We start from the raw sequence: 19,511 nt of genomic DNA on the forward strand, positions 1-19,511 counted from the left end.
CCAAAGAATGAAATTCTGAAGTCAACGGATAGCAGATTTTCTCCGATAGCTGGAACGATCATGTTGTGGCCGTTCTTCAGCGAGGTTCCGATGACACAGCCCCGGATCGTTCTCCACGGCACGCCGCTCTCCGGCCATGCCCACCGCGTCGAATTGCTGCTGCTGGCGCTCGACCTGCCCTATGAGCTTGCCGCCGCGCCCGCGGACATCCGCCGCGGCGACGCCTTCCGCAAGCTGAACCCGCTGCAGCAGATCCCGGTGCTGCAGGATGGTGCGCTCACGCTCTGCGACAGCAACGCGATCATGGTCTATCTCGCCAAGCGCTATGGCGCGGGCAGCCAGTGGCTGCCGGAGGAACCGATCGCGGCGGCGCAAGTACAGCGCTGGCTCTCAATCGCCGCCGGTGAGGTCATGCATGGGCCGGGCAGCGCCCGCCTGATCGCGCAATTCGGTGTGGTCGATGACGCCGCACGCGCCGGTCGGATCGCCAACAAGCTGCTCGGCTTCATGGAGGAGCACCTCACCGGGCGCGACTTCCTTGCCGCCGGGCACGCCACCCTCGCCGACCTCGCTTGCTTCTCCTATGTCGCGCATGCGCCGGAGGGCGGCATATCGCTAGCGCCTTATCCCGCCCTGCGGGGCTGGATCGCCCGGATCGAGGCCCTGCCCTTCTTCAAGGCGATGCCCGCCTCGCCCTTGCCCAAGGCGAGTTGAGCGCCATGGACGGCACGCCCTTCCACCCAGGTGAGCTTGAGGCGCAGGCCCTTGCCGGAACCGGCTCGCGCGGCGCCGGCATCCGCGACCTCATGCCGGAACAGCACCGCATCTTCTTCGGGCAGCTGCCGCTGCTCTTCGCTGCGTTGAGCGACGAGACGGAGCACCCGATCGCAACCGTGCTGAGCGGCGAGCCCGGCTTCATCCGCAGCCCGACACCGACGACGCTCTCGGTCCGCGCCCTGCCCGCTTCGGACGATCCTGCCGCCTTTCACCTCAAGCCGGGCCAGCCGATCGGCCTGCTCGGCCTCGAATTTCCGACGCGCCGGCGCAACCGCGCCAACGGCCTGATCACAGCGCGCGACATCGACGGCTTCTCGGTCGCGGTGACGCAGAGCTTCGGCAATTGCGCGAAATACATTCAGACGCGGACGCCGCAGGCGGTCGAGCATGCCCCCAGTGGCTCGACCGAGATCATCGCGCAGCTCGACGATGCGGTGCGCGGCCTGATCGGCCGTTCCGATACCTTCTTCGTCGCCAGCACGAGCGAGGCGCGCAAGCTTGGCGGCCTCGACATCTCGCATCGCGGCGGCAGGCCGGGCTTCGTCGGTATCGATGGCGAGGTGCTGAGCGTGCCGGATTTCGCCGGCAATAATTACTTCAACACGCTCGGCAATCTGCTGCGCGATCCCCGCGCCTCCCTGCTCTTCATCGATTTCGAGAACGGCGCGATGCTGCAGCTCCAGGGCCGCGTCGAGATCGTCTGGTCGGGGCCCGAGGTCGCACGCTTGACCGGCGCCGAGCGGATCTGGCGCCTGCATGTCACCGGCGGCTGGCGGCGCCACGCCGCCCTGCCGCTGCAATGGTCGCCGCCCGAACCGGCCGTGACCACGCTTGCGACCGGCATCTGGGCTTAGGGCGCGCTGGCTTTGCTCGGGACCGCCGCCGTCATTCCGGGGCTTCGCGTCAGCGAAGAGCCCGGAACCCAGAACCGATGCCGGTTCTCGATGACGCGCCCGCATGGTGAGCCTCGACGATCGAGCGCGTCGGTTCTGGGTTCCGGGCTCAGGCCTGTGGCCTGCCCCGGAATGACGGCGTGGTTCGGGCGAGAATCATCGGTCTCGACGCCACCGCCCGCCTCAATCCGCCTGCGGATACCGCGCCAATTGCTGCGTCGGTGCACCCTCGAGCATGATCTCGCGCTCGAAGACGAAGCCGGATTTCTCGAGCACGCGGCGCGAGGCCGGATTGGCCGGGCGCACCAGCCCGATGACGCGGCCGGCCCGCAACGGGCCGAACGCGACCGCCATGGCCTCCGCCACGAACTCGGACGCGAACCCCTGCCCCCAGGAGGCGGGGTCGAGATGATAGGACAGGTTGAGCCCCTCGACGCCCGGCTTCACCGTCAGGCCGCCGAAGCCGATCAGCGCACCCGATTGCTCGATCGCCCAGCGCCCGAAGCCATGCTGCCGCCAATGCGCAATGTCGCGCGCCAGGCGCTCGGCGCTTGCCGCGGGCGTGTCGGGAACCGGATGCGGGCGATGCGCCACGAGCTCGGGCCGCTGAAAGAGCGCGACCACGAAATCGAGATCGTCTGGCCGCGGGATACGCAGCACGAGGCGGCTGGACCGCCGAAAGGCAACCGCCTCATGCTGCTGCGAGTGCTCCGACATGGGTCGTTCAGGCAGAACCGTGCGGCAGGCTCAAAATAACCGCCCGCCATCCGGCACGGTCAGGGTCGGTGCGAGCAGCACGACCTCGCCATCGGCATCCGGCACGCCGAGCGTCAGGACCTCGGACATGAACTTGCCGATCTGGCGCGGCGGGAAGTTCACCACCGCGAGGACCTGCCGGCCGGGCAGATCCTCAGGCCGGTAATGCTTGGTGATCTGGGCCGAAGACTTCCTCAGCCCGATCGTGCCGCCGAAATCGATCACGAGCTTGATCGCGGGCTTGCGTGCCTCGGGATAGGGCGCGGCTTCGACGATCGTGCCGACACGGATGTCGACCTTGAGGAAATCGTCGAAGCCGATCGTGGCGGCGGGTTGCGAAGAGATGCTCAAAATTCCTCCCAAGCCTTGTCATGGTCGCGTTTTGACATGGTCGCCGCCCCAACATTGCCTGTGGCCCGCGCGGGCCGGGGCGCAGCCGCGCGCGGCGCGGCGGCCACTGCCGCCTGCATCGTCCTGGCCATGGCCTTGAGCCCGCTGACATCGCCGCCAAGCTGGAAGCGCGCCACGAGCCCGCTGAGCTTGTCGGCCTCCTGCGAGAGCGAATGCGCGGCGGCGGTCGATTGCTCGGCCATGGCGGCGTTCTGCTGCGTCGCCTGGTCCATCTCGTTGACGGCGGAGTTGACCTCCTGGAGGCCGGCCGCCTGCTCTTGCGCCGCGCTGGCGATCTCGGCGACCAGCGAGGTCACGCGTGTGATCTCCTCAGCCATGCGCTGCAGCGCGCCGCCGGTCTGCCCGACCAGCGTGACGCCCTTCTCGACCTCGACATTCGAGGCCGAGATCAGGCCCTTGATCTCCTTGGCCGCCTCGGCCGAGCGCTGCGCCAGCGCACGCACCTCGGAGGCGACGACGGCAAAGCCTTTGCCGGCATCCCCGGCACGAGCCGCCTCGACGCTGGCATTCAGCGCGAGCAGATTGGTCTGGAAGGCGATCTCGTCGATGACACCGACGATCTGCGAGATCTCGTCGGCCGATTTCTCGATGCCGCCCATGGCAAGCACCGCGTCGCGCACGATCGAGGTCGACTGCTCGGCCTCCGTCTTGACCTGGCTCGTCGCCTGGCTGGCGAGGCGAGCGCTCTCGGCGGTCTGGCGTACGGTTGCGGTCAGTTCGTCCAGCGCCGTCGCGGTTTCCTCGACGGAGGAGGCTTGTTGCTCGGTGCGCCCAGCGAGGTCGTCGGCCGCCTGGCTGATCTCGACCGAACCCGCCTTCATGCTCTCGGTGTTGGTCGCGATCTGCCGCATCGTCTCCTGCAGCTTGGCGATGGCGGCGTTGAAATCGTCCTTCAGCTTGGCGTAGTCGGCGTTGAAAGCCTCGTTGATCCGGTAGGTCAGGTCGCCCTCGGCAAGCCGCTCGAGGCCGGCGCCGAGCGCCTGGACGACGCCCTCCTGCGTCCTGGACGCCTCGGCGCGCTCGGCTTCATTGTGCCGCCGCGCGCTGTCGGCGGCGTCGCGCTCGGCATTCGCCTGCGCCTCGACGCGGGTCTTGTCAGCTTCCATCTCGGCTTTGGCGAGGCCGGCATCGCGGAACACGACAAGCGCGCGCGCCATCGAACCGACTTCGTCGGACCGCTCCTGATAAGCGATCTCGGCCTGCAGATCGCCGGCGGCAAGGCCGTTCATCGTCTTGGCGGTCGAAGCGAGCATGCCCGAGGCACGGCGGCTGAGGAAGATCACGACGCCGAGCATGACAAGGCCGAGCGGCACCAGCACCTTGGCGACGTCGCCGATCACGCTGTTGAACGCGGCATCGACATCATGGACATGCAGACCAGCGCCGATCGCCCACTGCCATTTCGGCACGGCAATGACATAGGAGATCTTGAGCGAAGGCTCCTTGTCGCCCGGCTTCGTCCAGCCATAGTCAATGAAGCCGGCGCCCTTCGTCTTGGCCAGTTCGACCATGTCCTTGACGAAGAACTTGCCGGTCGCATCCTTGAGCGGCGACATGTCCGTCGTCTCGATCTTCTTGTTGGCATGCGAGACGCTGATGTAGTCGAAATTGATCACGAAATAGTAGTTGCCGTTGTCGAAGCGGGCGCTGGAGATCGCGTCGATCGCCATCTTCTTGGCATCTGCTTCCTTCAGCTCGCCCTTCTCAGCGCGTGCGAGATAGCTGTTGATCGTGGAGGCTGCAGCTTCGACCGCATTCTTCATCTCGGCGCGCTTGAGATTGATCATCTCATTGCGCGCCTCGAACAGCGTGAAGCTCACGCTGCCGATGGCGATGATGGCGGCGAGGATCGCGACCAGTCCGAAGGAGCGGCCGACCGACAACATGGCAAGTTTCTTCATCAGCGACACCGCGCCCCCCGCGCAAAGTGAGATTCCCCACATTTGCGTGAAATGGCTAAGGGCCGCTTAACGATGCCTCGTTTTCGCCACGTTTCCGGCCGGCCTCAGATCGCCGGCGCGTAATCCTCCGCTTCGCCACCGCGCGGGCGTTCGTCGCTGCGTTCGCGGCGACGGATATGCGGCCGCTTGCCTGAGCACAGCGCCCGCGCCAGCCCGCGCAGCGGCGCGGTGAGCCTGTGGACGTCCTCGACGCGCGCCATGATCGCGCCCGCCCTCTTCAATTCGCGATCCAGCCGCGCCATCGTCCGCGACAGCTCGGGCTCGTCGTCGCCGAGCCAGGTCTCGCCGACGCGCGCCATCAACAGCACCGCGCCCTGCACGCGCAGGCCGCCAAGCGCATCCTCGGTTGGGATGCCCGCCGAGGCGAGCATATAGCGCCAGGAGTTCACCGCGCCACGATTGAGGGCAGCAAGCGTCAGCGGATCACGCCGGATGACCGGCATGATCCGGCGCAACCCCTCCTTATAGGGCGCGAGCGCATCGAGCCGGCGCATCACGAGATCGAAGAGCCGCTCGCGGATGGGCTCACCCGCGAGATCGTCGGAAGAGCCCGCCAGCACGGCGTCGTCGACGAGGCGCGTCAGCCCGCCGAGCATGGCGAGCTTCGAGGGAAAGAGGCCGCGCAGGCTGGAGAGCGACAGGCCAGCCTCCGCGGCGATGTCGCTGAGCTCGATCTCGCTCCAGGCGCGATTGGCGGCCAGGCGCATCAGCGCCTCGATCGCCCGCCTGCGCGGATCGCTTGGCGGCGCGGCGGTTTCAGATGTCGGGGAAACGGGTTTGCGGGCCATAGGAAATCTCCTCTCGCGACGCGATCCGATAAAACTAGGCCCCGATCGCGACCGTTGAAAGGCCGATCAGCCCGAAAGCTCCTCGGCGCGACGTTTAGCGGCAGCCACCGCCCGGCCCATCAGGGGCTTGAGCCCGTCATCGGCCATCAGGACCTCGAGGGCCGCGGCCGTGGTCCCGCCCGGCGACGTCACGTTCTGACGCAAGGTCGCAGGCGAAAGCGACGACTGGAACAGCATCTCACCCGCCCCCTCGATCGTGGCGCGCGCCAGCCTCTCGGCGATTTCAGGCGGCAAGCCCGCCGCCGCCCCCGCCGCCGCCAGGCATTCGACGAGATGGAAGACATAGGCTGGGCCAGAACCGGAGACGGCTGTCACGGCATCGATCAGGTTCTCATTGTCGAGCCACTCGACCTTGCCGATGCTGCCAAGCAAGGCGTCGGCCGTCGCCCGCTGCGCCGCGCTGACGCCAGGTCCCGGAGCCGCCGCCGTGGCGCCGCGCTGCACTGAGGCCGGCAGGTTCGGCATGGCGCGGATCAGCGCGGTCGCGTTCGGCAGGCGCGCGGCGAGATCGCCCAGCGTCTTGCCGGCGAGGATCGAGATCAGCAAAGTCTTGGGATGGATGAAGGCCTGGACGGCAGGCGCCGCCGTGTCGAGCATCTGCGGTTTGGTCGCGAGCACCACGACCTCGGCTGGAGCGATGGCGCCGGGCGCGGGGTTGAGCACCATGCCCTTCTCGGTCGCGAGCGCCACCATCTCGTCGGAGGGTTTGGGATCGATCAGGCTGATGCCGGCCGGTTTCATGCCGATGCGCAGCCAGCCCTCCAGCATCGCCCCCCCCATCTTGCCCGCACCGATGAGGACGAGGGTCTGCGGCAAGGGGCTGGGCATGGCGGTCTCTCGCAAGGCGGCAACGGGCGTCATGCCCAGGCTTGACCCGAGCATCTCTCTATCGGGAAGCCTTCTCGTCATGAGATGCCCGGGTCAAGCCCGGGCATGACGAAAACCGAAAGCTCAGGCCTCGCCGACCGTCTCCAGCATCGCGCCCTCGAGGCCTTCCTTGGCCGTCTTTCCCGCCCAGACGACGAACTGGAAGGCCTGGAAGTAGCGCTCGCAGGCGTCGATCGCCGCCTTGATCAGCGCGGCGGCCTGCTCGTCGGTCGGCTCCGCCCCGCCCGAGAGCAGGAGGGCGTGGCGATACATCACCACGTTTTCCGAGCTCCAGAGGTCGAAATGGCCAAGCCAGAGCTGCTCGTTGACGAGGCTGACGAGCTGCAGCACCTCGGCCCGGCGGCGATCGGGCACCTTCAGGTCGAAGGCGCAGGCGATATGGATCGCCTCGACCTCGGCGAGCCAGGTGATGGCGACATGATAATCGGCCCAGCCGCCTGTGACCGCGACGGAGAGTTCGTCGTCGCTGTCTCGGTCGAAGGTCCAGTTGTTGAGGGCGGCTAAGCGTTCGATCAGGTCGAGGGGGTTGGAAGGCCGGTCGAGTTCAGCATCCAGGTCAAGATCCATCATGCCCTAAGGTCCAACTGTCGACATCCGCACAAGCGGTCCGACACGTTCGAGAACGGGAACACGGCGACTGGAAAGCGCAACGGACACAACCCGACTGCCGGAGCGCGCTGGTCTGCGCCCCGTTTCCGGCGGCAGACCCCGAGGCGCGGGACCGACCGTCGAATCAACTCTCTTCCTCGACGATAGCGCAGGCGCTGTGACGCTCCCAACACGGCGTGAAGCTCCCCGGATTCGGGGGCGCGGCTCAAGACCCGGCCGCACCTGTCCACAGCACATGGTTGTGGATGGCGCGACCTAACGGCACGCCGGACGCGAAACCTTCAAGGCGAGGTCTCGAGCCTGGTTTCGGGGGCCTGGCCTCAGGACTTGGCTTTTTCAGGACTTGGCTTTCTTGCCTTCCAGCGCCGCGAGGCGCTGCGCCAGCTTGTCGTTTTCCTCGCGCGCCAGCAGCGCCATCTCGCGCACGGCCTCGAACTCCTCGCGGGTGACGACATCCATGTCGCGCAGCAGGCGCTCGATCTGCGTCTTCACGACGGTCTCGACCTCGCGGCGCACGCCCTGGGCAGCGCCGGCGGCATCCGTGGCGAGGCGGGCGATGTCGTCGAGGAAGCGGTTGCTGGTGGTGACCATGGGGCTCTCCAATAAAGGGGCCTGTCAGCCCGCGCTGACCCCACATATGGGCGACAAGGGCAAAACCCGCAATCTTTCGCGAGCACGCCCGGGTTGAGTGCTTTGCCGCATCGGCAGGAGCGCCCAAGGGCGAAGACTGCCTGTCCCCGAAGCCCACCCATATGACTCCAATCGATTCGACGCTCAGGCCGGCAATACGCCTGGGAGCGGGTCCACTTCACGGCTGAAAACCGCGTCGAGGCCCTAAATCTCCCCGAACTGGACCTCGCCATCCGTTGAGCTTACAACCTGCGGCGCAGGGAACAGCAATCCAAGCTCGAACCAACCGAGCGGAGGCGTCATGATCCAACGTTTGAGCGGCCTCGTCCTGGGGCCGGTGGCAGCGCTTGCACTCGCGGGCTGCCAGGAAACCACGACGGCGGCACGGCAGCGGGTCGATGCGCCCGGCGTGCCCGTCTCGGTTCAGAGCATTACCGGCGCGCCCGATTCGGTGACGACGCGCTTTGCCGGCCTGCTCGGCGAAGCGGCGGCCGAGCGCAGCATGGAGATCGTGCCCGGCGACAAGCCCGCCCGCTTCCGAGTGCGCGGCTATCTCACGGCACAGCCGACAGAGGACGGCCAGACCTCGCTCGCCTTCGTCTGGGACGTTTATGATGCGGGCAAGAAGCGCGCCCAGCGCGTCCAGGGCGAAAGCCTCGGCAGGCGCGGCGGCGGCGACGATCCCTGGGCTGGCCTCGACCAGACCATCGTCGCCAAGGCGGCCGCCGAATCGATGGATGCGATCGCGAGCTTCCTGGTGACGGCGCCCGCCGTGGAAGCGCTGAATCCCGGCGACAAGACCAAGGGCAAGACCGCGGCGGGAGCCAAGACCGCTTCGACAACAGGCAATAAAAAGCTCTAGGATTCGGGCGGGCTCGACGCCTTCCGCCTCAGCCAGCCGGATCCTCGCATTGCGCTCACGGTCGCGTTGCGAGCGTGCCTCGGCCAGGGGCGCGAGCGACCCTGGCACGGCACAATCGCGATGAAGCGCCCTGGACAGGCGGTTTTACACGCTTCTGTTGCAGTGCAGCGGTCGACTCGCTGTCATCTCGCTGTTATGAGCCCTGCGAAATGAGCCAGCTTCGTGCTGGTCCAGCCCAGCCAAGTCTCAAACGGTGCGCCCCGGCATGCCCTCTTCGATCAAAGTCGTCGCCGGCAATTCCAACCGGCCGCTCGCGGAGGCGATCTGCGCGCATCTCGGCATTCCGCTCGCCAAGGCCTCCGTCAGGCGCTTCGCCGACATGGAGGTCTTCGTCGAGATCCAGGAGAATGTGCGCGGCCAGGATGTCTTTATCATCCAGTCGACCTCGTTCCCGACCAACGACCATCTGATGGAGTTGCTGATCATCACCGACGCACTGCGCCGCTCCTCGGCCAGGCGCATCACGGCGGTGATCCCCTATTTCGGCTATGCGCGGCAGGACCGCCGCGCCTCCGGCCGGACGCCGATCTCGGCCAAGCTCGTCTCCAACCTGATCACCCATGCCGGTGTCGACCGCGTGCTGACGCTCGATCTCCATGCCGGCCAGATCCAGGGCTTCTTCGACATTCCGACCGACAACCTGTTCGGCGCCCCCCTGATGTCGCGTGACATCAAGGAGCGGCTCGACTGGAAAAACGCCATGGTGGTCTCGCCCGATGTCGGCGGCGTGGTCCGGGCTCGTGCCCTCGCCAAGCGCATCGACGCGCCGCTGGCCATCGTCGACAAGCGCCGCGACCGCCCCGGTGAATCCGAAGTGATGAACATCATCGGCTCGGTCGAGGGGCGATCCTGCATCCTGCTCGACGACATCGTCGATTCCGGCGGCACGCTCTGCAACGCCGCCGAAGCGCTGCTCGACCAGGGCGCGAAGGAAGTCTACGCCTACATCACCCATGGCGTGCTCTCGGGCGGCGCAGTGGCTCGCATCGCCAACTCCAAGCTCAAGGAACTGGTGATCACCGATTCCATCCTGCCGACCGAGGCTGTGAAGGTGGCGCGCAATATCCGCGTCATCTCGATCGCCTCGCTGATGGGCGAGGCGATCGAGCGCACGGCGAGTGAATCGAGCGTCTCCAGCCTGTTCGACTGAGGCAAGGAGGCGTCTGATGGCGATAGCGGCCTCAGCCAGTGAAAGCCGGGCGCTCGTGCTGTTCTCCGGCGGCCAGGATTCGACCGTCGCTCTCGCCTGGGCGCTGGAGCGCTTCGCCAGCGTCGAGACCGTCGGCTTCGACTATGGCCAGCGCCATCGCATCGAGCTGGAATGCCGGCAGGTCATTCGCGACCAGCTGCCCTTCCTGTCCACGCTCCATTCGGAACGGCTCGGCCCCGATCACCTCATCGACCTCAAGGCCCTGGGCGCGATCTCCGACACCGCGCTGACACGCGAGACCGAGATCGCCTTCGCGCAGACCGGGCTTCCCACGACCTTCGTGCCGGGCCGCAACCTGATCTTCCTCTCCTTCGCCGCCGCGCTGGCCTATCGCCGCGATTGCCGGCACATCGTGCTCGGCGTCTGCGAGACCGACTATTCCGGCTATCCCGACTGCCGCGACGACACGATCAAGGCGATGCAGGTCGCGCTCGGCCTCGGGCTCGACCGCAGGCTCGTGCTGCACACGCCGCTGATGTGGCGCGACAAGGCGCAGACTTTTGCTCTGGCCCAGGCGCTCGGCGGACAGCCCTTGCTCGATCTGGTGGTAGAGGACAGTCATAGCTGCTATCTCGGCGACCGGGCGACGCGCCATGCCTGGGGCCATGGCTGCGGCCATTGCCCGGCCTGCGAATTGCGCGCCAACGGCTACTCTGCCTATCTGATTTCTCCAGACGACACCGGACCAAGCCATGACACTTGACCAGCAGCGCCGCACCGAGGGTCTCGTAGCCCTCGCCCTCTTCGCCCTTACCATCCCCGCTGCGAATTGGCTGATCGGCAATGTCGGCACCGTCTGCGTGCCCAATGGCCCCTGCCTTGTGCCGGTCGCGCCCGGCATCGCCGCGCCGAGCGGCGTGCTGATGATCGGCCTCGCGCTCGTGCTGCGCGACATCGTCCAGCGCCGGCTTGGCCCCGTTGCCGGCCTTGGTGCGATCGCCGTCGGCGCCGCGATCTCCGCCTTCCTCGCCCCGTCCGCCATCGTCGTTGCCTCGGTCGCCGCCTTCCTCATCTCCGAGCTGGCGGATTTTGCGGTCTACACGCCGCTTCAGCGCCGCCGCTTCGTCACCGCTGTCGTCGCCTCGAGTGTTGTCGGCCTCATCGTCGACAGCATCGTCTTCCTCTGGCTCGCCTTCGGCAGCCTGGATTTCGTCGCCGGCCAGATCGTCGGCAAAGCCTGGATGGTGCTGTTCGCACTGCCATTGATGCATCTGCTGCGCCGCCGCGATGAGCGGCTGGGGCTGATGCCGGCCTGAAGCCGTTCGCTCGAAGCAGACAATTCGACACAACGCCGCAACTCGGGTTTCACGCCCCGGCCTCATAGTCGTTTGCTCATAGGAAATGAGTACCGCGATGCGGGTGATGGATTCGGTCGAACGCCTTCAGTCCTTGCAGAACGAGACCCTTGAGGCGATTGCTCGCGGCGAACCGCTCGCCGCGATTATGGACAGCCTCTGCCGGCAGGTCGAAGTGATCGCACCCGGCGTGATCTGCACCGTGATCGCGGCGGACGCCGAATATCGGCTCAAAACACTGGCCGCCCCGAGCCTGCCGCAAGACTACTCGACCGCGATCACCGGAACACCGATCGGTCCGACGGTCGGCTCGTGTGGCACTGCGATCCATCGCGGTGAAGCGGTCGAAGTCACGGACATCGAGAACGACCCGCTCTGGGCCGACTACAAGACACTGGCCTTGCCGCTCGGGTTGCGCGCCTGCTGGTCGAGCCCGATCACGGCGCGGGACGGCCGCGTGATCGGCAGCTTCGCCTTCTATTACATGCAGCGACGCGGCCCTGACGATCTTGAGCGCCAGATCGTAACGACCTGCCTTCATCTCTGCGCGATCGCGATCGAGCATGAGGAGGTCAGCTCCCGCAATCACCGGCTCGCTTATTACGATACGCTGACCGGCCTGCCGAACCGCGTCCATTTCAATGACGCCATCGCCCGCATGACCGCCGTGTCGCCCATGGCTTTCGGCCTGATGCTGATCGACATCGATCACCTCAAGACGATCAACGACACAATGGGCCATGTCGTCGGCGACGCGCTGATCGAGACGGTGGGCGCGCGACTCGCGCGGGTCGCCGTCAACGGCATGGCCTGCCGGATCGGAGGCGACGAGTTCGCCGTGCTGCTGCCCGGTTGCTCCCAGACGACTCAGCTTCGCTCGGTGGCCTGTGGCATTCTCGCCGCCATGCTCACACCATTCGAGCATGACGGGCACAGCATCATCCCGAGCGTCACCATCGGTGGAGTCCTCGCCGGCGAGGACGGCACGGACAGCACGACCCTTCGGCAAAATGCAGATTTCGCGCTCTACCATGCCAAGGAGACGCGCCGCGGCGGTTATGTCCACTTCAGGGACGGCCTGCGTACCTCGATGACGCGGCGCATCCAGACGATCCGCAGCGTTGCGGACGCCCTGACCGAAGGACGCATCGTCCCCTACTATCAGCCGATCATCCGTCTCGACACCAGCGAGATCGTCGGCGTCGAGGCGCTGGCCCGAATGCGCCTCGACGATGGCAGGACCGTCGCGGCCGGCGAATTCCACGAGGCCATGCTCGATCCTAAGATCGCCTACCGGATCTCCGGGCAGATGCTGGCCGCCGTCGCGGCCGACATGGCCGCCTGGAAGCGGGCCGGCATCCACGTCCAGCATGTCGGCCTGAACGTCACCTCCGCAGACTTCCAGAAGGGTGATCTCGTCCAGCGCATCAGCAAGACCTTCGAGCGCTTCCATCTCCCGCTGGAACATCTCGTCGTCGAAATCACGGAGCAGGTGTTCATGGGAGACCGCAAGGACAGCGTCGCCCGCACCATGGCAGCGCTGCGCGAACGGGGCATTCTCGTGGCGCTGGACGATTTCGGCACCGGCTTCGCGTCGCTGACGCATCTGCTGGATTTCCCGGTCGACATCATCAAGATCGACCGCTCCTTCGTCGGCGGCATCGAAAGCGGCTCCAGGAGCAGCGTAATCGTCGAGGCGCTGGTCGGGATCGCCAACCGCCTCGGCATGAAGGTCATCGCCGAGGGGATCGAAACGCAAGGGCAGTCCGAGCGATTGCAGGTGATCGGCTGCCGCCTTGGCCAAGGCTATCTCTACTCGCGCGCGGTTCCCGCTGACATCGTCACCGAATTGCTGCAGCATCTCGGCGAGAAACGCCGGGCGCAGACACAGCAGCCCGTCGCCATCACGGCCTCCGCCGCCTGAGCACGCGGATCTCCCGTCAACGGACTTGAGATTGCCGGCCAATTCGCTTATGAGCCTGCCAGCGCCCGACTGACACCCTTGGAGGCACGGGCGCGAACCGAAAGAGGCCGCCAACTGGCGGCCTTGTCATTTGAAGCAAGGACTAAAATCATGACCGCCGTGAAGCAAATCGAGGCTTCGGCGCGCGCACAGGTCGGCAAGGGGGCCGCCCGTGCAGTTCGTCGTCAAGGCCTTACACCTGCCGTGATCTATGGCGGGGGCGCTGCTCCCGAAGCCATCGCTCTCGACGCCAACAAGACCCGCCTCCTGATCTATGCCGGACATTTCCTGACCACGCTGTTCGAAGTCAGCGTCGACGGCAAGAAGACGCGCGTCATCCCGCGCGACTATCAGCTCGACCCGGTCAAGGATTTCCCGATCCATGTCGATTTCCTCCGCGTCGCGGCGGGCCAGACCATCAAGGTCGAAGTGCCGGTCCACGTCGTCGGCCAGGACGCCTGCCCCGGCCTCAAGGCTGGTGGCGCGATGCAGATCGTCGAGCACGCCGTCGAGATCGACGTCTCTCCCGAGAGCATCCCCGAATTCCTCGAGATCTCGGTGGCCGGCCTCAATATCGGCGATTCGATCCATGTCGACGCCCTCAAGCTGCCGGCCGGCGTTTCACTGACCTCGCGCGAGAACCTGACGCTGGTCTCGATCGTGCCGCCGTCGGTCGATAGCGAAGTCGTTGCGGCCGAGCCGGCGGAAGCCGCCGCCAAGCCGACGGCCTGAGTCCATCTCTTGCCGTGAGGCATGCATGGCGGCCGGGCTTGCCCGGCCGTTTTGCGTTTGACGCCCTCGATCACATCGCATTCGGACGGAATCGTCCGAATGCGATGTGATCGATTCTAAAAGTTAAGAGCGTTTTCGAGCGAAGTGGGCACCGGTTCGCCAGAAGAAAACGCCTTAAAACAAAAAAACGAGAGCGGTTGGACGATCCATTTGGATCGGAACTGCACTAGAGGCTGTTTGCTGACGCGGGCCTTCGGCTTGGCATCACGCTCTGACGCTGGAAATGCCCCATGCTGATCTTCGCCGGTCTCGGCAATCCAGGCACCCGCTATGCCCGCAACCGCCACAATATCGGCTTCATGGCAGTCGAGACGATCGCGCGCGCGCATCGCGCATCGCCCTGGCGGGCACGTTTTCAGGCCGAAGTCTGCGAGGCGACGATCGGCTCTGAAAAGGTCATCCTGCTCAAGCCACAGACCTATATGAACGAATCCGGCCGCGCGATCGGCGAAGCGGCGCGCTTTTTCAAGGTCGCGCCTGAGGACGTCATCGTCTTCCATGACGAGCTCGACCTCGCTCCCGCCAAGCTGCGCATAAAGCTCGGCGGCGGCAATGCCGGCCATAACGGTCTGCGCTCGACCACGGCCGCGATCGGCAACGAGTATCGCCGCGTCCGGATGGGCATTGGCCATCCCGGCCTCAAGGAGCTCGTCCACGCCTATGTGCTAAACGATTTCGGCAAGGCCGAGCAGCCCTGGGTCGAGGATCTCTGCATCGCCTGCGCCGACAACGCGACCTTGCTCGCCGCCCATGACGATGCCGGCTTCCAGAACAAGGTGCATCTCTTCATGGATGCGCGCGGCCACGCCGCCGTGAAGCGGCTCGGCGAGAAGACCCCCGAATAGATCGCGGGGTCTCGGCCTCAGCCCGTCACAGCGGCAATTGCGCACCTGCCTTGGCGATCGTGATGCGGTTGGTGACGAGGCTCCCATCCGGCTGCCGGTTCGCCGTCAGCGCCACCTGAGCCCCTGCCGCCAGATCCGAGGCCTGCGCCGGCGCCGCCATGATGATGTTGGCGTCGGCGGTAATCGTCACCTTCTGCTCGCCGCCGGGATAGCTCAGCACGATGTTGGCGCCGTCGACGCGGGTAACCGTCTCCGCCACCGTCGCATTGGTCATGGTCGATTCGGGCAGGACGCTCCAGGGCCTGTGGCCCTCGCCGGTGCCGCGCATCGCCTCGGGAAAGATGAAGATCTGCACGGCGAGCAGCGACCCGTCCGCCTGCGGCCGCGCGCCGACGCCGATGAAGCCGCCCTTCTTGATGTCGGCGACGGAGGCCTTGACCACGCCGCCGACCGCATAGCCCGGGGCCAGAGCAACCGTGACGGCATCCCCAGCCTGGGTCTTGAGGCTCAAGGCTGAAGCCTCGACCCGTTCGACCGTGCCCCGGACGCGCGTGGTCGGGGCCTGGGCCTGCACCAGGCTGGAGGCAAGGACGATGCCGGCGGCAAGCAGGCTGACGGGAACAAGGCGCATGACAGGGTCTCCGAATGCGGCCCGGCATGCTGCCGCGCCCTGCCCTATGTCGTGCATGCCCCCGCCATCGTCGCCATGCACGTTCGCGTGAGCTTTTCCATGCAGCCTATCGCAGCGCGGCATCTTGTGTTTATCGCGCCTCGCCCGCAATAAGACGCGAACCATTCACGAGAACATCAGCGCGACCGCAATTTTAGGCGGCGACGCAACGGACCAGCCATCATGGGTTTCAAATGCGGTATCGTCGGCCTGCCGAATGTCGGCAAGTCGACCCTGTTCAACGCGCTGACGCAGACGGCGGCGGCACAAGCCGCGAACTATCCCTTCTGCACGATCGAGCCCAATGTCGGCGACGTCGCTGTGCCTGACGATCGGCTTGAGCAGCTCGCCGCCATCGCGGGCTCGAAGGAGATCATCCCGACCCGGCTGACCTTCGTCGACATCGCCGGCTTGGTGCGCGGCGCCTCGAAGGGCGAAGGGCTCGGCAACCAGTTCCTCGCCAATATCCGCGAATGCGACGCCGTCGCCCATGTCGTGCGCTGCTTCGAGGATGGCGACATCACCCATGTCGAGGGCAAGGTCGCACCGATCAACGACATCGAGATCATCGAGACCGAATTGATGCTCGCCGATCTCGAAAGCCTCGAGAAGCGCGTGCTGCCGCTGGAAAAGAAGGCCAAGGCCGGCGACAAGGAGGCCAAGGAGCTGGCCGATCTGATGAATCGCTGCCTCGTGCTGCTGCGCGAGGGCAAGCCCGCACGACTGGTGCAGGTCGCCGCCGACGAGCGCAAGACGTTCGAGACGCTCGGCCTGCTGTCGTCGAAGCCCGTGCTCTATGTCTGCAATGTCGAGGAAGCCAGCGCCGACAAGGGCAACGCCTTCTCGGAAGCTGTGAAGCTGCGCGCGGCCGAGGAAGGCGCGGTCGCCGTCGTCGTCTCCGCCAAGATCGAGAGTGAGATCGCCGTTCTGCCGGCAGCCGACCAGAAGGACTATCTGGAGGCCGTGGGCCTGGAGGAACCTGGCCTCAACCGTGTCATCCGCGCCGGCTACACCCTGCTCGACCTCGTGACCTATTTCACCGTCGGTCCGAAGGAAGCCCGCGCCTGGACGATCGAAAAGGGCACCAAGGGGCCAGCCGCCGCCGGCGTGATCCATAGCGATTTCGAGAAGGGCTATATCCGCGCCGAGACGATCGCCTATCCCGACTACATCGCCAACAAGGGCGAGGCCGGGGCGCGCGAGGCCGGCAAGTTCCGGCTCGAAGGCAAGGAATATGTCGTCGCTGACGGCGACGTGCTGCATTTCCGCTTCGCCAACTGAGCCGGCTTTCCGGACCGCTGGGCGGGGCAGCTATGCGCCTCGCTCATGAAAGATGACGAAACTGTAAGTTGAATTGCCTCTTCGTCAGGCAGATATCTCATGAACGCAGCAAGGGAGGTTCCGATGGACACTCTCGAGACCGTGTTCGAGACTGCAAGCGGCTTTGCCGGTATCCTGGCAATGGCCTCCAACGAGCTGGTTCTTGGCCTGGGCGTGGCATTCGGCCTGATCATCTGGCTTGTCACCGGGCGCAGGGACGACAAAACCGATACGAAGCATCAGCCTCGGCATCTGTGACCGGCAGGATCTGTGACGGGCAGGATCTGTGACGGACAAGCGCAGCCTGCACGCGGCTTTTGCAAGGACGGGCCTTCCACCCCCGTTTCGGCGTGATACACCCTCGGCGCATTGCAAGCCGAGGGGCGCGCTTCATGATCTGCTTCGAGGATTTCATTGCGGGCGAGACGGCGCAGGCCGGCAGTATCAGTATCTCGCAATCCGACATCATCGCCTATGCCTCACGCTATGACGCGCAGGACTTCCACACCGACCCGATCGCCGCCAAGCAGAGCTTCGTCGGGACCCTGATCGCCTCGGGCTGGCACAGCTGCTCGCTCTTGATGCGGCTGATCGCGGAAAATGTCCTGCTCGACTCGACCGCGATGGGCGCTCCCGGCATCGAAGAGGTCAAATGGCTGCGGCCGGTCAAGCCGGGCGACACATTGAGCGCGCGCCGCACCGTGCTCGAAAGCAAGGCTTCTCGCTCCCGGCCGGAGATGGGGCTGGTGCGCTTCCGCTTCGAGCTCTTGAACCAGCGCGACGAAGCCGTGCTCGAACAGACCAACTGGATCATGTTCGGTCGTCGCGGCTCCTCCGTCACCCCATATCCCGGCAACTGGCTGGCGCATCCGCCGCATTATATCCGCCCGGCCGTCGAGGGCCCGCTCGAAGAGCCTCGCGGGGAGATCGAGCCGGCGCGTTTCTTCGAGGAGTTGGAGATCGGCAGCAGCCATGAGCTCGGCAGCTTCCTGTTCACGGCTGAGGAGATCGTCGGCTTCGCCCGCTCCTTCGATCCGCAGCCCTTCCACATGGATGCGGAGGCGGCGGCCAAGAGCTCCTTCGGGCGCCTTGCCGCGTCAGGCTGGCATACCGGCTCGGTCTGGATGGCGGCGATGGTCGCCCATCGCAAGCGCCAGGTCGCGGCCAGCCTACCCGAGACAACACCGCGCCTGGGTCCCTCGCCCGGCTTCAGCAATCTGCGCTGGTCGAAGCCAGTCTTCGTCGACGACCGCATCACCTATCACTCGACGATCACCGACAAGCGCGCCAGCGCCTCGCGCCCGCAATGGGGTCTGTTCTTCCATCACAATACCGGTGTGAACCAGCATGGCGAAGAGGTCTTCAGCTTCGACGGCTGCGCTTTCGTGGAGCGCCAGGCCTGATCAGCCCACGATGCGCAGCGGCATCGCCAGCAAGGTCGCGGTTTCTATGCGGTCGCGGCCGTTGCGCTTGGCGGCATAGAGCGCATCATCGGCCTGGGCATGAAGGCTGGTGCCGTCCAGCGGAGCCTCGCCCGCGCAGAGCCCGATCGAGACGGTTACGTCAGCCAGATCCGCGTGGAGCGTGCGCCAGGGCACCTGCACCAGCGAGCGGCGGATGGCGCTCGCCATCTCGCGAGCGGGCTCGATCCGCATGCCAGCGAGCAGGACGCCGAACTCCTCGCCCCCGATCCGCGCGACGAGCGCCGAGGCCGACGAGACCTGCCTGGCCACGGCGTCGGCGATCGCCTTGAGGCAGGCATCGCCCACCAGATGGCCGAAGCGGTCGTTGATCGTCTTGAAATGATCCACATCGATCATCATCAGCGCAAGCGGCTGCGCCAGCGCAACGGCCTCTGCAAGGCCGGTCACGAAGCGGCGGCGGTTGGCGAGACCAGTCAGCACATCAGTCTCGGCAAGCTCCGCCAGCGCCGCATTGGCCTGGCGCAGGGCCTCCTGCGCCTCCAGCAGCTCCATCTGCTGGCGTTTTGCAGAGGTAATGTCGGCATGGGTGAAGAAGCCGACGCCGTCGGCGCTGTGCCGCGCGATCACCCTGAGCCAACGCTGCCCCGGCAATTCGATCTCGAAAGGCGCGCCATCGTAACGCAGGCCGTTGTGGATGGCGGCGCGCCAAGCGCCGGCCGGCGAGGCATCGCGCCAGCACCAGGCGATGATCTCGTCCAGCGTACGGCCGACGACAACGTGGCCGCGCGGCAGATCGTAGAGCCGGGCGAAGGCATCGTTCGCCGCGATGATGCGATCCGACGCGTCCAGAATCGTGGCGCCGTCGGGAATGAAGGGCAGTGCGTCGATGATAGGCAGCGCGAATGCCGGCGAGCTGCCGGCATGGCGCTCACTGTCCAGCCACTGCCACAAGCGCACGCGGCCGCCATCGGGCGCGCGCAGCGAAGAGGCGCGCAGGCGACGGCCATGATGCTTGAACTCGAACGGCTGCGTCTGGTTCTCGTGACGAGCGACGCCCTCCGCGATGTAGCGCTCGATCTCCGGCATCTCTTCGGGCGACAGGCGGCCGCTATAAAACCGCCGGAGATTGTCGCGATAGGACTCCCCGACGAAAATCTCGCCATCGTCCTCGGGGAAGAATTGTAGGAAGGTCTTGTTCCAGCCCAAGGCCTTCATGCCCGCATCGTATTCGCATGCACCGGTGCCAAGCATGTCGAGCGAGTCGAGCAGATAAGGCGAGAGCTTCATGCCTCAACAT

At 65.9% G+C, this 19,511-nt stretch carries 21 protein-coding genes; 12 read left to right on the plus strand and 9 right to left on the minus strand.

The window, feature by feature from the left end:
• Window positions 1-90: 90 nt before the first annotated feature.
• A complete protein-coding gene (locus tag BMZ97_RS07805; RefSeq protein WP_092168748.1) occupies window positions 91-714 on the plus strand; it encodes a glutathione S-transferase in 624 nt (207 codons plus the stop codon).
• Window positions 715-719: 5 nt separating this feature from the next.
• The gene (locus BMZ97_RS07810; protein ID WP_092167275.1) at window positions 720-1,631 is read left to right on the plus strand and encodes a pyridoxamine 5'-phosphate oxidase family protein; all 912 of its coding nucleotides are present in this window, start codon (window positions 720-722) and stop codon (window positions 1,629-1,631) included.
• Window positions 1,632-1,853: 222 nt separating this feature from the next.
• Here BMZ97_RS07810 and BMZ97_RS07815 read toward each other — a convergent pair whose 3' ends face one another.
• The 7 genes from BMZ97_RS07815 to BMZ97_RS07845 all read right to left on the minus strand — a co-directional run bounded on the left by BMZ97_RS07815 (window position 1,854) and on the right by BMZ97_RS07845 (window position 7,734).
• The gene (locus BMZ97_RS07815) at window positions 1,854-2,387 is read right to left on the minus strand and encodes a GNAT family N-acetyltransferase (protein ID WP_092167276.1); all 534 of its coding nucleotides are present in this window, start codon (window positions 2,385-2,387) and stop codon (window positions 1,854-1,856) included.
• Between the two features lie 30 nt (window positions 2,388-2,417).
• Window positions 2,418-2,777: a tRNA-binding protein gene (locus BMZ97_RS07820; protein WP_210188220.1), complete on the minus strand. Its 360-nt coding sequence runs from the start codon at window positions 2,775-2,777 to the stop codon at window positions 2,418-2,420.
• A complete protein-coding gene (locus BMZ97_RS07825; protein ID WP_175525471.1) occupies window positions 2,774-4,738 on the minus strand; it encodes a methyl-accepting chemotaxis protein in 1,965 nt (654 codons plus the stop codon). The genes BMZ97_RS07820 and BMZ97_RS07825 overlap by 4 nt, the downstream gene beginning before the upstream one ends.
• Window positions 4,739-4,842: 104 nt before the next feature.
• The gene (locus BMZ97_RS07830; protein ID WP_092167280.1) at window positions 4,843-5,586 is read right to left on the minus strand and encodes a TetR family transcriptional regulator; all 744 of its coding nucleotides are present in this window, start codon (window positions 5,584-5,586) and stop codon (window positions 4,843-4,845) included.
• 66 nt (window positions 5,587-5,652) lie between these two features.
• Entirely contained in the window at window positions 5,653-6,474 is an 822-nt protein-coding gene (gene proC / locus BMZ97_RS07835; protein ID WP_092168754.1) for a pyrroline-5-carboxylate reductase, read from the minus strand.
• Between the two features lie 123 nt (window positions 6,475-6,597).
• Entirely contained in the window at window positions 6,598-7,104 is a 507-nt protein-coding gene (locus tag BMZ97_RS07840) for a type III secretion system chaperone family protein (protein ID WP_092167281.1), read from the minus strand.
• Window positions 7,105-7,479: 375 nt separating this feature from the next.
• Complete coding sequence (locus tag BMZ97_RS07845) at window positions 7,480-7,734, minus strand: accessory factor UbiK family protein (protein ID WP_092167283.1); 255 nt, start codon at window positions 7,732-7,734, stop codon at window positions 7,480-7,482.
• 340 nt (window positions 7,735-8,074) lie between these two features.
• Between BMZ97_RS07845 and BMZ97_RS07850 the strand changes: the two genes are divergently transcribed.
• From BMZ97_RS07850 to pth, 7 genes are all read left to right on the plus strand, one after another.
• Window positions 8,075-8,635, plus strand: a complete 561-nt coding sequence (locus BMZ97_RS07850) for a hypothetical protein (RefSeq protein WP_092167285.1) — start codon at window positions 8,075-8,077, stop codon at window positions 8,633-8,635.
• 265 nt (window positions 8,636-8,900) lie between these two features.
• Entirely contained in the window at window positions 8,901-9,845 is a 945-nt protein-coding gene (locus tag BMZ97_RS07855; protein WP_092167286.1) for a ribose-phosphate pyrophosphokinase, read from the plus strand.
• Window positions 9,846-9,861: 16 nt separating this feature from the next.
• A complete protein-coding gene (gene queC / locus BMZ97_RS07860; RefSeq protein ID WP_092167288.1) occupies window positions 9,862-10,608 on the plus strand; it encodes a 7-cyano-7-deazaguanine synthase QueC in 747 nt (248 codons plus the stop codon).
• Window positions 10,598-11,161: a VUT family protein gene (locus BMZ97_RS07865; RefSeq protein WP_092167290.1), complete on the plus strand. Its 564-nt coding sequence runs from the start codon at window positions 10,598-10,600 to the stop codon at window positions 11,159-11,161. The genes queC and BMZ97_RS07865 overlap by 11 nt, the downstream gene beginning before the upstream one ends.
• Window positions 11,162-11,258: 97 nt before the next feature.
• Window positions 11,259-13,124: a putative bifunctional diguanylate cyclase/phosphodiesterase gene (locus BMZ97_RS07870; protein ID WP_175525472.1), complete on the plus strand. Its 1,866-nt coding sequence runs from the start codon at window positions 11,259-11,261 to the stop codon at window positions 13,122-13,124.
• A gap of 150 nt (window positions 13,125-13,274) precedes the next feature.
• The gene (locus BMZ97_RS07875; protein WP_092167293.1) at window positions 13,275-13,895 is read left to right on the plus strand and encodes a 50S ribosomal protein L25/general stress protein Ctc; all 621 of its coding nucleotides are present in this window, start codon (window positions 13,275-13,277) and stop codon (window positions 13,893-13,895) included.
• Between the two features lie 290 nt (window positions 13,896-14,185).
• Window positions 14,186-14,800 (plus strand): aminoacyl-tRNA hydrolase, encoded by a 615-nt coding sequence (gene pth / locus BMZ97_RS07880; protein ID WP_092167295.1) that lies wholly within the window; start codon window positions 14,186-14,188, stop codon window positions 14,798-14,800.
• Between the two features lie 25 nt (window positions 14,801-14,825).
• Here pth and BMZ97_RS07885 read toward each other — a convergent pair whose 3' ends face one another.
• Window positions 14,826-15,431: a DUF5666 domain-containing protein gene (locus tag BMZ97_RS07885; RefSeq protein ID WP_092167297.1), complete on the minus strand. Its 606-nt coding sequence runs from the start codon at window positions 15,429-15,431 to the stop codon at window positions 14,826-14,828.
• A gap of 222 nt (window positions 15,432-15,653) precedes the next feature.
• Between BMZ97_RS07885 and ychF the strand changes: the two genes are divergently transcribed.
• From ychF to BMZ97_RS07895, 3 genes are all read left to right on the plus strand, one after another.
• Entirely contained in the window at window positions 15,654-16,751 is a 1,098-nt protein-coding gene (gene ychF, locus BMZ97_RS07890; protein WP_092167298.1) for a redox-regulated ATPase YchF, read from the plus strand.
• Window positions 16,752-16,874: 123 nt separating this feature from the next.
• Window positions 16,875-17,048: a hypothetical protein gene (locus tag BMZ97_RS31195; RefSeq protein ID WP_175525473.1), complete on the plus strand. Its 174-nt coding sequence runs from the start codon at window positions 16,875-16,877 to the stop codon at window positions 17,046-17,048.
• A 134-nt stretch (window positions 17,049-17,182) separates the two neighbouring features.
• On the plus strand, window positions 17,183-18,193 hold the full coding sequence (locus BMZ97_RS07895; protein WP_092167300.1) for a MaoC family dehydratase: 1,011 nt from the start codon (window positions 17,183-17,185) through the stop codon (window positions 18,191-18,193).
• Here the strand turns inward: BMZ97_RS07895 and BMZ97_RS07900 are convergent, their stop codons facing one another.
• The gene (locus BMZ97_RS07900) at window positions 18,194-19,501 is read right to left on the minus strand and encodes a GGDEF domain-containing protein (RefSeq protein ID WP_092167302.1); all 1,308 of its coding nucleotides are present in this window, start codon (window positions 19,499-19,501) and stop codon (window positions 18,194-18,196) included.
• Window positions 19,502-19,511 lie beyond the last annotated feature (10 nt).

It is taken from the genome of Allobosea sp. OK403, from assembly GCF_900113835.1.
Classification (GTDB): Bacteria; Pseudomonadota; Alphaproteobacteria; order Rhizobiales; family Beijerinckiaceae; genus Allobosea.

Coding starts and splice junctions, on each gene's coding strand:
- BMZ97_RS07805 (WP_092168748.1), top strand. CDS start 91: ATGACACAGCCCCGGATCGTTCTCCACGGCACGCCGCTCTCCGGCCAT.
- BMZ97_RS07810 (WP_092167275.1), top strand. CDS start 720: ATGGACGGCACGCCCTTCCACCCAGGTGAGCTTGAGGCGCAGGCCCTT.
- BMZ97_RS07815 (WP_092167276.1), bottom strand. CDS start 2,387: ATGTCGGAGCACTCGCAGCAGCATGAGGCGGTTGCCTTTCGGCGGTCC.
- BMZ97_RS07825 (WP_175525471.1), bottom strand. CDS start 4,738: ATGAAGAAACTTGCCATGTTGTCGGTCGGCCGCTCCTTCGGACTGGTC.
- BMZ97_RS07830 (WP_092167280.1), bottom strand. CDS start 5,586: ATGGCCCGCAAACCCGTTTCCCCGACATCTGAAACCGCCGCGCCGCCA.
- proC (WP_092168754.1), bottom strand. CDS start 6,474: ATGCCCAGCCCCTTGCCGCAGACCCTCGTCCTCATCGGTGCGGGCAAG.
- BMZ97_RS07840 (WP_092167281.1), bottom strand. CDS start 7,104: ATGATGGATCTTGACCTGGATGCTGAACTCGACCGGCCTTCCAACCCC.
- BMZ97_RS07845 (WP_092167283.1), bottom strand. CDS start 7,734: ATGGTCACCACCAGCAACCGCTTCCTCGACGACATCGCCCGCCTCGCC.
- BMZ97_RS07850 (WP_092167285.1), top strand. CDS start 8,075: ATGATCCAACGTTTGAGCGGCCTCGTCCTGGGGCCGGTGGCAGCGCTT.
- BMZ97_RS07855 (WP_092167286.1), top strand. CDS start 8,901: ATGCCCTCTTCGATCAAAGTCGTCGCCGGCAATTCCAACCGGCCGCTC.
- queC (WP_092167288.1), top strand. CDS start 9,862: ATGGCGATAGCGGCCTCAGCCAGTGAAAGCCGGGCGCTCGTGCTGTTC.
- BMZ97_RS07865 (WP_092167290.1), top strand. CDS start 10,598: ATGACACTTGACCAGCAGCGCCGCACCGAGGGTCTCGTAGCCCTCGCC.
- BMZ97_RS07870 (WP_175525472.1), top strand. CDS start 11,259: ATGCGGGTGATGGATTCGGTCGAACGCCTTCAGTCCTTGCAGAACGAG.
- BMZ97_RS07875 (WP_092167293.1), top strand. CDS start 13,275: ATGACCGCCGTGAAGCAAATCGAGGCTTCGGCGCGCGCACAGGTCGGC.
- pth (WP_092167295.1), top strand. CDS start 14,186: ATGCTGATCTTCGCCGGTCTCGGCAATCCAGGCACCCGCTATGCCCGC.
- BMZ97_RS07885 (WP_092167297.1), bottom strand. CDS start 15,431: ATGCGCCTTGTTCCCGTCAGCCTGCTTGCCGCCGGCATCGTCCTTGCC.
- ychF (WP_092167298.1), top strand. CDS start 15,654: ATGGGTTTCAAATGCGGTATCGTCGGCCTGCCGAATGTCGGCAAGTCG.
- BMZ97_RS31195 (WP_175525473.1), top strand. CDS start 16,875: ATGGACACTCTCGAGACCGTGTTCGAGACTGCAAGCGGCTTTGCCGGT.
- BMZ97_RS07895 (WP_092167300.1), top strand. CDS start 17,183: ATGATCTGCTTCGAGGATTTCATTGCGGGCGAGACGGCGCAGGCCGGC.
- BMZ97_RS07900 (WP_092167302.1), bottom strand. CDS start 19,501: ATGAAGCTCTCGCCTTATCTGCTCGACTCGCTCGACATGCTTGGCACC.